We start from the raw sequence: 12799 nt of genomic DNA, 5'->3' as shown, positions 1-12799 counted from the left end.
TCGTGGGGCAGTCTTCCGTTCTCTTCCAGCAGCTTCAGAATTTAGATATCCAGTCCATCCAATGGAACCGCCTCAGCCCCTACTCCCTGCCGGGCAGTCCGGCCCCGCCAAAGAGTTCACCTTCCTCCAGCCCGGACACAAACCGCTGCAGCCAGGCGTAATACTCTACTGCATGCCGTAGCTTGTCCAGATCCCGCAGGCAAGCTTCCCGCTCTTCTTCGGGAGTGTCTGCTGCGTCAATCAGCGCCTGGAGCTCAGGCATCGCTGAACCCATCGCCTGCTGCATCACATCGATCTCCCGCTGAAGCTTCAGGGTGAAAAAGTTTTTGAACGCCTGAAAGAAATCTGTCTCAGCGGCGTAAAGATCCTTCCGCTCGCGTTTCTCGTCCAGCTTAGTCACCATCCGTGAAGCGATCAGGGAGCGGACGCCGTAGCTCATATTGCTTTTGCTCATATTCATGACCTGCTTCATTTCCTCCAGCGTCATCGGCTTGTCCTCAAAGAACATAATCCCGTAGAGCTGCCCGAAAGAATAATTTGCTCCATACAAATCCATCGTTTGTGCTATCGCATCAATCACCCCGCGCAACAATTGCTCCCGTGGGGATAAATGCGGGTTATCCTCGCCAAATGCGGCCTGTTTCATCTCGCTGCACCTTCACTCTTATTAGAATTGTTCTCTCTACATTACACAAAACTGAAGCTTCACGGCAGCCTTTCTGCAAATTTTACACAATTTCCGAACGAACTTTACTTCCGCTTGACCACAAGCTTCGCTTCTGAGTGTACAATTTTTTTTGAACAGAGGAGCTTTCCTCTGCATTATACCGCAAAACATAAGTGATGGAATGGGGTATTGGAACAACAATGACACGCTCAAAGGTTGTTAATGGTTTGAAGCCCGTACTGTTCACGCTGCCGGCGATGGTACCCTTCGTTCTATTCTGGCTGGCGCCGCTGCTGTATGTGCTGTATCTCAGCTTCACGGAATGGGACTTTATGAGCCCGGAGAAAACCTTTGTCGGACTGCAAAATTACCTCGATCTCTTTAGCAACCCGGCCTTTTACAAAGCGCTGAGAGTTACCGTGCTGTTCTGTGCTGGCAGTGTGTTGCCGATCATCCTGCTGGGGCTTGGTCTTGCGCTGCTGATGAACCGCAAGCTGAAGGGCTCCTCGCTCTATCAGGTACTGCTGTTCTCCCCATGGGTCACGCCGACCGTTGCCGTATCTATTGTGTGGTCGTGGATCTATGAGCCTGAGGTCGGACTTGCCAATACGGTGCTGGATTTCCTTGGACTAGAACAAATAGGCTGGCTGCAGGACCCCAAATGGGCGCTAATTGGTGTGCTGCTTGTAACCATCTGGAAATCGGTAGGCTGGGCGATGATTTTCTATCTGGTGGCGCTAAGAAATGTGCCTTCAGACCTGCTTGAAGCCGGGGAGCTTGATGGCGCAAGCGCGGCGCAAAAGTTCTTTCGCATCACGCTGCCGCTGATCTCCCCAACTACCCTGTTTCTGTTCGTGGTGCAGCTGATCCAGGCGCTTCAGGCCTACGATCAGATCAACGTCCTGACCCAGGGCGGCCCTTCCGGCTCCACCCGTACGCTGCTGTATCTGTATTATCAGTCCGCCTTCGAATCCTTCCAAATCGGTGAGGCTTCCTCTGTAGCTGTCGTTCTTATCGTCATCTGCATGCTGCTATCCGTATTTTCTTTTGGCGTCAGTAAGCGGACTACGCACTATCAATAATCCAAATGTACCCGAAAAGGAGGTCACAACGCTTGCGTATGCTCACACGGCTGGGCGGACCGGCCCGCCATCTTTTTTTTGCCGCGCTTGCCTTGCTGATGGCTTTCCCGTTCTACTGGATGGCTACCAGCGCGCTGAAAACAAATGATGAAATCTGGCGCACTCCGCCTACGCTCTGGCCCGAAGTGCCGCTCTGGGGCAATTTTGCCGCAGCATGGAATGAAGCGCCGTTCGCAAGGTACATGGGCAACAGCATTGTTGTCGCCACTTCCATCGTCATTCTGCAGATCATCAATTCCGGTATGATGGCTTATGCGCTGACGCATATGAAATTCCGCCTAAAGGGGCTTTTTGCCGGCATAATTCTGTTTGGATATATGGTGCCGGCTACAGCAGTGTACCTGCCCGGCTACCTTGTGCTGTCCGAGCTGCATCTGCTGAATTCGTATGCCGGTCTGATTCTTTCCAATTGTGTAAGTATCTTCTCGATCTTTCTGATTAGACAGGCTTTCCTTCAAGTATCCCATGAGCTGGTGGAGGCTGGTGAAGTGGATGGCGCCTCGCATATGCGGATTCTGTGGACGGTGCTTGTACCGGTTACGAGATCTTCCTTTGCCGTGCTGGCACTGATTACCTTCATTGAACAATACAACAATTATTTCTGGCCCATGCTGATTACCAAAGACCCTGACCTCCAGCTGGTCTCGGCCGGCCTGCGCAGCTTTTTCGTGGAAGGGGGTGCATACGGATTACAATGGCCGCTAATCATGGCCGCCAGCGCCTTCACCATCGCCCCGCTGCTGCTTGTCTTCCTGCTGGCGCAAAAAACGATTATGCAAAGTGTCAATATGACCGCAGGCGCAAGTAAAGGCTGAAATCTTACATTTCCAAACAAAGAGGAGAATGATGATGAACGTATTAAAAAGGTTGCCTTGGGTATCCATGATTGCCGGTTTCTCATTACTCACGGCTTGCAGCGGAAATACTGCTTCAGATAAGGTTACGGAGGCAAGCGGAGCATCCGCAGCCCCTGCCGTAGAAGCCCCTCCAGCCCAAAGCAAACCGGTAACCATTGAATTCTGGTATGGACTGGGCGGCAAGCTCGGCGAAAATATGGAATCGCTCATTCAGAAATTCAACGCCTCGCAGCAGGAGGTCATTGTCAAAGGTATTGTGCAGGCAGACTACACTGAAACCGAGCGGAAGCTCCAGGCGGCTATTGCCACCGGTCAGGTCCCTGCAGCTGTGCTCTCCTCCAATATAGATTGGGCCCGCAAAGGTTATTTCGCACCAATGGATGAGCTGATCGCCCGGCAGCCGGATTTTCATAAAGAGGATTTTGTCCAGACCTTCCTGAGCCAGGGCCAGGTTGACGGTAAGCAATACTTTCTCCCCATGTATGGAACGACCCAGGTTATGTACTACCGCAAGGATGCCTTCGAGAAAAGCGGCATCGACGCCAGCCAGCTGAAAACCTGGGAAGATCTGGCCGCAGCCGCTGAGAAAATGGCTGTCAAAGAAGGCGGCAAAACCACCTTCTTCGGCTGGGAGCCCATGTGGGGCTCGGGCAATATGATCGATGCCGTACTCAGCAAAGGCGGCAGCATTCTTAGTGAAGACGGCACAAAGGTAACCATCGACTCGCCTGAGTGGATCGAAACCTGGGACCTGTTCCGCAAATGGATTCATGAGGACAAGACCATGCGCATTCACTCTGGCGGCCAAGGCTGGGAGTACTGGTACAAGACCATTGACGATGTAATGAAGGGCCAAGCGGCCGGATACATCGGCTCCAGCGGCGACCAGGGCGATCTCGATTTCAGCATCGTCTCAGCCATGGAGCAGCCAGGCTGGGCCGGGGCTGGCGAAGGCAAGCCGGTGGCACAGGCGATTATGGCCGGTATTCCCGCCAAGGCCGGAGATGCCGAGAGACAAGCAGCGATGAAATGGCTGAGCTACTTCACGAACTCCGAGAATACTGCCTTCTGGTCGATTAACACCGGATATATTTCCGTCCGCCAGTCTGCGCTCAAAGATCCGGCATTCATCTCGTTCAGCAAGACCCATCCGCAGATCAAAATTCCATTGATGCAGGCCTCGCACGCCTCTGCCCCCTTCCAGGACCCTACCGGCGGCAAAATCAACGATGCGCTGACCATCGCTGCGGACAAGGTGCAGATTGAGAATATTCCGGCGGCAGAGGCTCTGAAAGAGGCACAGCAAACCGCCCAGGCGGCACTGGATAAAGTAAAATAAGCGGCAACTATCGTATTCAAAAACATGAATTATTTACTCTAAGGGGGCGGCAGCATGCCTGAGCTCATTACTCCGCAAGGGAATCAATCCATATCGGCGATCCTGTTCGACAAGGATGGCACCCTTCTGCAGTTTGTCTCCCTCTGGGGAAGCTGGAGCGAATGTTTCCTGGGACAGTTCACCCGTCAGTTGCAACAACGTGGTCTTGAATTCCCGGCACAGCACCGGCCGTCCCTGCTGGGGACGATTCACGATGCAGAAGGCAGAATTACTGATTATGACCGCAATGGCCCCCTGGCTATGGGAACGATGAGCGACCTGTATGCCATTCTGTGCTGGCAGGGCTATCTGCTTGGCTTGTCCTGGGCTGAATCCATGGAACTTGTGGATCACTGCCGCAGGGAAGCAGATGCCATGCTGGAGCGCAGCAGGCCGGTGCTCCCTCTCCCCGGCCTGCTGCGCTTCCTTGATGACTGCGCAGCCAGCGGCATTCTCCTGGCCGTAGTGACCGCCGATGAAACAGCAGCGGCGGAGAACCACCTCCGCTGGCTCGGTATCCGCGATTATTTCTCCGTTGTGATCGGCACCGATCAGGCAGAACGGGGCAAGCCGTTCCCTGACATGGTGCTGCTCGCCTGCACACGGCTTGGGGTTCAGCCTGCCGCGGCCGCGGTCATCGGCGATACGAACGGGGATATGAGAATGTCCAAGACAGCAGGCGCGGCCGTAGCCATCGGGATTACCGGCGAGGCGGACGCAGCAGGCGTGGATGGCGATGCAGACGTGGGCGTTATTTTGCCGGATGCCGATATCCTTGTGCAGTCCTATGCAGAACTCAGTATTAGAAGGAACGCAAGGTGAGGGCCGAAGGGGTGTGGGCTTGGTTTTTTCTCACGATGGCGATTCTGTTCGAGCTCTCCGGAACCATCTCCATGAAGATATCCCAAGGCTTCACCCGGCCCTGGCCCTCTGTGCTAATGTTCCTGTTCTACGGGATCAGCTTCACCTCACTCAATGTGGCGCTCACCTCCATTAAGGTCGGGGTAGCTTATGCGGTGTGGTCGGGTGCAGGAATTATCCTGATTTCCGTGGTGGGGGCGGTGTATTTTGAAGAGCGGCTGACCCTGTCCTCCCTCTTGTGGGTGACCGTTATTGTAGCCGGAATTGTGGGCTTGAACATCAGCACTAAAGGGCACTAGGGAGGCCGGCCGCGATAGAATTGAAGGTATGCCATTCTCTTAAGCATCAGAATCAGCTTGCAGCCATACATCATCCAAGGAGGCGCTCTTGTAAATGAGTACAAACCTGCCGGGCGGACAACAGCCACTGCTTACTTTTCAGATCATCACGGATACCCATGTTACTGCCGATCCCTCCCATGAGTACAATCAGAATTTCGAGCGGGCGCTGCAAGATCTGGCGGACCATGCTCAGGGCAGCAGCGGGATCATGCATATCGGGGACATTACAGATCACGGCTTCGGGGAAGAGTACGATGAAGTGCACCGTATCCTCAAGCTGCACCAGGCAGCACTCCCGGAGCTCCGCTACACATTAGGGAACCATGACGTCGGCCTCGGCCACTGGGAATCGCGCCTGGCGATGTACACCTCCCGTATGGGAATGCCCGGCCCCTACCACGACCACTGGATCGGCGGTTATCATTTTATTTTCATGGGAACAGAGGAAGGCCTCCCAACGTTCTGCAATCTGTCGGACGAGCAGCTCCGCTGGCTGGACCAGAAGCTCGGGGAAAAACTGACGGCGGGATCGTCAAAGGACAACTGGCAAATGGTTGGACAACCATCCAGCTGGCAGCCGCCAGCTGGAGAGTTGTTGAAGGAACAGCCGGTGAGCGGACGCCCGAAGCTGGATCAGCCTGTTTTTCTCTTCCTGCATCAGCCGCTCAAGGATACTGTAGCCGGATCATTGGAGTCTCAGGAATGGTATGGCGTCACACAGGACAAGGAGCTGCGCTCCATCCTGTCCAAATATCCGCAGACCCTGCTCTTTACAGGACATACCCACTGGGAACTGGAAGTAGACAATACAATGTATCCCGGCAACGGGGAGACGGCTACCATGTTCAATAGCGCTTCTGTGGCCTACCTCTGGACAAATGCAGATGAGCACAAGAACGGCAGTCAAGGTTTCTATGTGGAAGTCTACCCCGACAAAGTACTTGTAAAGGGACGGGATTTCACCACGGGCAGCTGGATCGAATCGGCGCAGTATGAGGTTGCTATGTCCGGTAAAGTATTGGGCTGACATCTTTATTGATCTAGGCTTACTTATCCAGACATGGACTTTCATGTCCTAGAACAGCCTGTTGCACTGTCAAACCGCTATAACAAAAGCAGCGTTCTCCCATCCATGGAGAGCGCTGCTTTGCTTATTGGATACTATGCAATTTATACAAGCAGACAGATACGACGAGCAAGCCGCAGCTAACTGCTTTAAAACGCAGGCAGAGCGATATCTGCGTATTTGTCCTCAAGGAACTTTTTCACTTCCGGGCCGCTGATGCGTTTCGCCAGCTTTTGAATAGCGTCGGAGTTCTTGTTGTCCTCACGTGCCACCAGTGTAATGGTGAATTCGGAATCCTCACCTTCGGTGATCAGCGCATCCTTCTTCGGTGTCAGTCCAAGCGGACTTGCATAAGCAGGAGTCATAGCCACCAGATCGGCATCATCCAGCGTGCGGGCCAGCATCAGCAGGTCAACTTCCTTGAACTTGAAGTTTTTGGCGTTCTCTGTGATATCAGCCTGGGTCGCTTGAATGCCCACGCCTTCCTTCAGCTTAATGAGTCCGGCTTTGGCGAACATTTGCAGCGAACGCCCAATATTGGATGGATCATTCGCCATAACCAATGTTGCACCTTCCGGCAGATCAGCAATAGCCTTGTAACGCTTGGAGTAACCGCCGTAGATCGCATCATATACGGGTTGAACCGCTACCAGCTTGGAGCCTTTGCTCGCATTGAACTGCTCCATATAAGGCACATGCTGGAAGAAGTTCGCGTCCACTTCCTTATTCGCCAATGCCTCATTCGGCTGGACATTGTCAGACAGGATGACGATCTCCATATCCACACCGTCTTCCTTGAGCAGCGGCTTCACGATGTCAAGAATATCGGTCATCGGCGGGATGAGCGAGGCTACTTTAATTTTGACAGGCTCGGAACTGGTTGCTGCCGGAGTATCTTCGGCCTCCTTGTTGTTTCCGCAGCCTGCGGCAATCATGACCAGTACGAGCAGCATAAATGTATATTTCAACGTTTTTTTCATTGGTGCAGTGAACCCCCATTTTTATAGTTTGATATCATCTTGCTCCTGAAACTCCACGGCCTCTCAGCGTTTATCCAGCAGCCTTGCCAGCGTGCTTCCTGCAAACTGGATGATTTGCACCAGGAGGATCATCACGAGAATCGCATAGACCATAACCTCCGTCTCAAAACGCTGATACCCGTAGCGGATGGCGAAATCGCCAACCCCTCCCCCGCCGACCACCCCCATCACGGTTGAGAATGAAATGAAGCTGATCGTCGAAGCCGTCAGTCCCAGCACCAGACCCGAACGGGCTTCCACATACAGGAACTTGAAGATCAGGCCCGGCTTCGATGCTCCCATGGACAACGCAGCATCAATTGTCCCCTTGGGAACCTCCAGCAAAGACTGCTCGACCAGCCGCGAATAATAGGCGATAGCGACAATGGACAATGGCACGGTTGCTGCCATGGTACCGATGGCTGTACCCACCAGAAAGCGGGTGAAGGGAATCAGAGCAACCACCAGCAGCAGGAACGGAAAGGAACGGACCACGTTGACGATGCTGTTCAGGACTAGCGACAACGTCTTGTTCTCATAGAGCTGGCCCTTGCGGCAAAAGTATAAAACAGTCCCCAGCGGAAGCCCCAGCAGCACTGCCGCGCCTACCGAAATCCCCACCATCACAAACGTTTCCCCGATGGACAACCACATCTGATCCTGGTATTTCAGCATATCCTCAAACATGTGCTTCCCCCGCTTTGCCCGTAATCCGTTCACGGTAGCTGCCCATGTGATCTTCCGGTGCAAGGAACCCGCCGTCTTCCCGGGAGAAGGAATCGACGATGCGTCCGCCTTCCATCACGGAAACATCAGTGCAGATCCTCCGGACGACATCCAGCTCATGCGTAACGATGATTACAGTTACCCCCAGCACGTCATTAATATGCTGGAGCACGCCCAGAATATCTGCTGTGGTCCCGGGGTCCAGCGCGGAGGTTGGCTCATCGCACAGCAGCAGCTTCGGGCTGTTCGCAAGCGCACGGGCGATGGCCACCCGCTGCCGCTGCCCTCCGCTAAGCTGGGCAGGGTACTGCTCTGCTTTGTCCATAAGCCCCACGAAATTCAGGCATTCCCGCACCCGCTCCATCCGTCCGCTCCGCGGCACTCCGGCCAGCTCCAGCGGAATGGCGACATTCCGGCTGACGGAGGCATTGCCCACCAGATTAAATTGCTGGAAGATCATACCGATCTTCTGCCGCTCCTGACGCAGCAGCTTCTCCGGCAGTTCTGTCAGCAGTCTGCCGTTTATGGACACAGTACCTTCATCCGGGCGCTCCAGCAGATTAATAAGCCGCAGCAGCGTTGATTTCCCTGCCCCGCTGGCTCCGATGACGCCATGGATGGCCCCAGCCCGAACTTCGAGCGAGACCTTATCCACCGCAAGGTACCGTCCTTCCTTCAGATCAAAGCCTTTGCTTACTCCATTCAGTGATAGAATATGAAGCCCTCCTTCCAGGCCGCCTGGACTAAAGCCCTTGTTCCCAATAAGTGTATTACCATTATTTAAAAACTGTTTTATTAAAAATCTCTTTAAATAATAAGGTATTTTCTTCGCTGTGTCATCATTTATCTGAAAATGATATACCAGCTACCCATGACAAAAACACCGCTGATTGAAATCAGCGATGTCTGTAGTGTACGCATAAGGATTGTAATGCAGGCTCCGTAAGTCTTTCGGCGGCTGTACTTGCGGCGGATTTATTCTTTTACACTCCCGACGTTCAGCCCTACTACAAAATACTTCTGCATGAACGGATATACGACCAGGATTGGTACGGAGGCTACTATGGTTATGGCTGCCCGGATGGATAGCGGAGTTACCATCGCTTTGGCGGAATCCCGGTCCATCCCCACACCTGCGGCAACGTTCGGGTTGCTGTTGGAGTTCATCGTGGTCGACAGCAGCTTCATCAGCTCATACTGCAGCGTACTCAGACTCTGCTTGGAAGAGGTGTAGATAAAAGCATCGAACCATGAGTTCCATGCCCCGACAGCCACAAAAAGCGCGATAGTCGCCAGTACCGGCTTGCACAGGGGGAATACCACTCGCATGAAAATTTTGAAGTCGCCTGCACCGTCGATACGGGCGGATTCCAGCAGGCTTTCCGGGATCGTACCGATATAGGTGCGGATGACGATCATATTGAATGCGCTGATCATCGTAGGGAAAATGTAGACCCAGAAGCTGCCCAGCAGGTTCAGATCCTTAATCAAAAAATAATTAGGAATCAGACCGGCGCTGAAATACATCGTAAGCACAAAGATAATGGTGATCGGCTTGCGGAACACATAATCTTTTCGGCTGAGCGTATACGCAAGCATGGTGGTCAGAAAAATATTTAAGATTGTCGAAATGACGGTCCGCGCCACCGAGATCCAGAATGCATCATAGATGGTACCGGAAGCAAAGATGGCCTTGTAATTCTGCGTGGTCCACACTCTCGGCCACAGATAGATACCGCCGCGGATAGTATCATTCCCCGCATTGAACGAAACGGCAATCGTATTTATGAATGGATATAAAGTAACGAGCACCAGACAGATCATGAACACCGTATTAAAACTATGGAAGAGAACCGGTTCCAGTCCGCTGGGTCTCAAGCTTTTTTTCACGGATAGGCCTGGCGTAGTGCCTCGGCTAATTTGCTGGTTCGCCATGCTATAATAACCTCTCTTCCCCGAGCCGTTTCGCTGTCCAGTTTGCCATCAGCAGCAAAGTGACGCTAACGACCGTCTTGAAGATCCCGCCAGCAGTGGCCAGTGAATAGTTGCCCTGGGCAAGCCCATATTTGAGTACAAAAATATCGATCGTTTCCGACCAATCCATTACAAGCCCGTTGCCGAGCAAATACTGTACTTCAAAGCCCGCTTCGAGTACATGTCCTACAGACATGATCAGCAGAATAACAATTGTCGCTTTAATCCCCGGGAGAGTTACAAATCTCATTTTTTTGTATCGGCTGGCGCCGTCGATTTCAGCGGCTTCATACAATGCAGGGTCAATGGAGGCAATAGCGGCCAAATAAATGATGGTATTCCAGCCAACCTCTTTCCACACATGCGAAGCTCCGACGATGCCCCAGAAGTATTTCCCCTCACTGAGCCACAGAATCGGGTCCTTGATGATATGCAGCTTCATCAGAACAATGTTGACAATCCCGTCATTGATGGAGAGCGACGTAGCCACAATACCTGTTACGATAATCCAGGACAGGAAATGGGGCAGGTAGGAGATGGTTTGCACTATTCTTTTCCAGAACACCTTGCGGATTTCATTCAGCAGCAGGGCCAGGACAATGGCAGTGACAAACCCGAGAACCAGATTGATAATCCCCATCGCCAGTGTATTGCGCAGCACACGGAGGAAATTATCGTCTGTAAACAGAAATTTAAATTGCTTGAAGCCCACCCATTCCTGCTCACTGAAGGAACGGCCCGGCCGGTAATTCTGGAAAGCCATGGTCCAGCCCCACACAGGGACATACGCAAAAAGCACAATATACAGCAATAAGGGAACAGACATCCAAATCAGCTGATTCTGATTTTTGATCAGCGACCACGTAATGGGCTGCTTCTTTCTTTTCTTTGGATGCAAGGCGACGCTATCTTTCCCTAAGGTCTCATCCATATAGGTTTATCTCCCCACACAATCATTTATTTCAGGAGGTGCAGTGGCCCTCTTGACGGCTCTGCACCTCCTGGTGATTCCAACCTCTTAACGCCGCAGCTTATTTACTCCAGGTATCAATTCTCCATTTGATCTGCTCATTGATCTTGTCTTCATAAGCCTTCACATTGGCCTTCTTGATGTCCCCTACATAATCGCTCCAGATGGAATCGAATTTACCCGGATCAGCTAAAATGGCTTTCGGCAGGTATTTGGTGGACAATTCATTCAGCTTAGTGTTGGCAATTTTCGCATCCGAGCCTTCCACGAGGTCAATGGACCAGGCCGGGTAATAGACTGGGTTCGCTGGCGGTTTACTGAAGAAATCCACGTAACTGTTAAATCCGTATGCAGCAAGCACTTCCTTGTCGTAAGGCTTCACACTGGCTGCATATTCTTCAGGCTGTGCTGACGCATCCGTGGAGTTGCCATCACTGTAGCTGCCCTCAAGCTTAGGGAGATAGCCGAAGAGAGTCTTAGCTTTATTAGCCATTTGCCACGTCGGATCAGCGGCGTTGTCCCGTTGTTCCTGGGTTTTCATAAATCTGCCGTCATTGACAATGTAATCTTCACCCTCAATCCCCCAGGAGAAGGTCTTCTGCCAATCCTCGCTGATCAGCGTTTCGAGCAGCTTGATAATCTTCACAGGGTCCTTGGCATTAATGCTGATTCCGAGTCCGTTGTTCAGGTTCAGCACTGCAAGATCCCGGTAGTAGTCTTTGGTGGATGCGTCATAAACCAGAGGAAGCCCAACATAGGTCCGCTCGATCTTCCCTTGTGTGGTTAAGGAATCTTCCGCCGCACTAAAGTTCCAGTGTTGGTCGAACATTCCGAGAACCGTTCCGCTGGACAGCTTTGCCATATACTGGTCATAGTTCTGAACGAAGGTTTCTTTGTCGATCAGTCCCTGCTGGTTCATTTCGTTCAGCTTTTGATAATATTTCTTGGCATAATCCTTGTCTGCAAAAATCTCCGCTACTCCATCAGTTACAACAACACCGCCATCGTTCGGATGGCCGATCAAATGCTGAGGCGCGTTGAGCAGACCCCAGTTTTTCCAGTCATAGTTAAGTATTTCGAAGCCAACAGTCGGGCTTCCGTCAATCTTCGGATATTTTTCTTTGTATTTGGCAATCAGGTCCACATATTCATCCAGTGTTTTAACTTTTGGATAACCGAATTCCTTGAGCACGGCTTTTTGAATCCAGAAGGCCGGTCCTGAATACCAAGAGCTCTTTACTTCACCGTTGTATACACCATAGTTAGGCAGAATGTAGATATGTCCGTCATTCGGATCCTTCATCATGTTCCAATAATCTGCGTAATGCGCTTTCAAATTAGGAGCGTATTTCTCGATGAGGTCTTCCAGCGGAATATAAGCTCCTGCCGCTGTAAGCTTCGTATTCCCTGTCATCATATCCGGGTAATCCTGTCCTGCGATCATAACGCCGAGCTTCTGATTGATATCCCCGGCCAAATATTCGAAATTAAAGTTGGCTCCTGTTTCGTCCTTGATCTTCTTGAAGATTTTGTTATCCGGTGTCGGCGGCTGGCCCGCTTCTCCGATGAAGACACTGATGTCGAACGGCCCAACCTTGCCATCCGTATTAGCCGCCGCTTGTGTAGCATTAGCCCCATCATTCTTCGCCGCATCCTTGCCGTTGTTGCTGTTGTTGCCACCGCAGCCTGCCAGTGTGAAGCTTAGGGATAACAGGACAATCAGGGATAGCTTGAACACATTTTTCGACTTGCCCCCCATAAGGCACCTCCATATTGGTTTTGTATATCCACCTTGTAA

Annotated in this window: 13 protein-coding genes; 6 read left to right on the top strand and 7 right to left on the bottom strand. The window is 52.1% G+C overall.

Annotation, left to right across the window (positions count from 1 at the left end):
- Positions 1-79: 79 nt before the first annotated feature.
- The gene (locus A3848_RS04385; RefSeq protein WP_074083743.1) at positions 80-646 is read right to left on the bottom strand and encodes a GbsR/MarR family transcriptional regulator; all 567 of its coding nucleotides are present in this window, start codon (positions 644-646) and stop codon (positions 80-82) included.
- Positions 647-843: 197 nt separating this feature from the next.
- Here A3848_RS04385 and A3848_RS04380 point away from each other — a divergent pair, with 197 nt between their 5' ends.
- The 6 genes from A3848_RS04380 to A3848_RS04355 all read left to right on the top strand — a co-directional run bounded on the left by A3848_RS04380 (position 844) and on the right by A3848_RS04355 (position 6273).
- Positions 844-1749 carry a carbohydrate ABC transporter permease gene (locus A3848_RS04380; protein WP_178381905.1) on the top strand — a complete coding sequence of 302 codons (906 nt, stop codon included), beginning with the start codon at positions 844-846 and terminating at the stop codon, positions 1747-1749.
- Positions 1750-1787: 38 nt separating this feature from the next.
- On the top strand, positions 1788-2624 hold the full coding sequence (locus A3848_RS04375; RefSeq protein ID WP_074083861.1) for a carbohydrate ABC transporter permease: 837 nt from the start codon (positions 1788-1790) through the stop codon (positions 2622-2624).
- A gap of 34 nt (positions 2625-2658) precedes the next feature.
- Positions 2659-4005 carry an ABC transporter substrate-binding protein gene (locus tag A3848_RS04370; protein ID WP_074083742.1) on the top strand — a complete coding sequence of 449 codons (1347 nt, stop codon included), beginning with the start codon at positions 2659-2661 and terminating at the stop codon, positions 4003-4005.
- A 54-nt stretch (positions 4006-4059) separates the two neighbouring features.
- Positions 4060-4866, top strand: coding sequence for an HAD family hydrolase (locus A3848_RS04365; protein WP_074083741.1), 807 nt, complete (start codon positions 4060-4062; stop codon positions 4864-4866).
- On the top strand, positions 4863-5204 hold the full coding sequence (locus A3848_RS04360) for a DMT family transporter (RefSeq protein WP_074083740.1): 342 nt from the start codon (positions 4863-4865) through the stop codon (positions 5202-5204). Before A3848_RS04365 ends, A3848_RS04360 begins: the two co-directional genes overlap by 4 nt.
- A gap of 94 nt (positions 5205-5298) precedes the next feature.
- Positions 5299-6273: a metallophosphoesterase family protein gene (locus A3848_RS04355; RefSeq protein ID WP_074083739.1), complete on the top strand. Its 975-nt coding sequence runs from the start codon at positions 5299-5301 to the stop codon at positions 6271-6273.
- Between the two features lie 188 nt (positions 6274-6461).
- Here the strand turns inward: A3848_RS04355 and A3848_RS04350 are convergent, their stop codons facing one another.
- The 6 genes from A3848_RS04350 to A3848_RS04325 all read right to left on the bottom strand — a co-directional run bounded on the left by A3848_RS04350 (position 6462) and on the right by A3848_RS04325 (position 12760).
- Positions 6462-7292 (bottom strand): MetQ/NlpA family ABC transporter substrate-binding protein, encoded by an 831-nt coding sequence (locus tag A3848_RS04350; protein ID WP_074083738.1) that lies wholly within the window; start codon positions 7290-7292, stop codon positions 6462-6464.
- Positions 7293-7355: 63 nt separating this feature from the next.
- Positions 7356-8018: a methionine ABC transporter permease gene (locus tag A3848_RS04345; protein ID WP_074083737.1), complete on the bottom strand. Its 663-nt coding sequence runs from the start codon at positions 8016-8018 to the stop codon at positions 7356-7358.
- On the bottom strand, positions 8011-8772 hold the full coding sequence (locus tag A3848_RS04340) for a methionine ABC transporter ATP-binding protein (protein ID WP_083611909.1): 762 nt from the start codon (positions 8770-8772) through the stop codon (positions 8011-8013). The genes A3848_RS04345 and A3848_RS04340 overlap by 8 nt, the downstream gene beginning before the upstream one ends.
- Before the next feature lie 260 nt (positions 8773-9032).
- On the bottom strand, positions 9033-9992 hold the full coding sequence (locus tag A3848_RS04335) for a carbohydrate ABC transporter permease (protein WP_083611907.1): 960 nt from the start codon (positions 9990-9992) through the stop codon (positions 9033-9035).
- A gap of 1 nt (position 9993) precedes the next feature.
- Positions 9994-10962: an ABC transporter permease gene (locus A3848_RS04330; RefSeq protein ID WP_074083735.1), complete on the bottom strand. Its 969-nt coding sequence runs from the start codon at positions 10960-10962 to the stop codon at positions 9994-9996.
- 100 nt (positions 10963-11062) lie between these two features.
- On the bottom strand, positions 11063-12760 hold the full coding sequence (locus A3848_RS04325; protein WP_074083734.1) for a type 2 periplasmic-binding domain-containing protein: 1698 nt from the start codon (positions 12758-12760) through the stop codon (positions 11063-11065).
- Positions 12761-12799: the final 39 nt, after the last annotated feature.

Source organism: Paenibacillus sp. P32E (genome assembly GCF_001909085.1).
GTDB classification, from domain to species: domain Bacteria; phylum Bacillota; class Bacilli; order Paenibacillales; family Paenibacillaceae; genus Paenibacillus_AQ; species Paenibacillus_AQ helianthi.
This window is presented reverse-complemented; position numbering and strand designations above follow the sequence as displayed.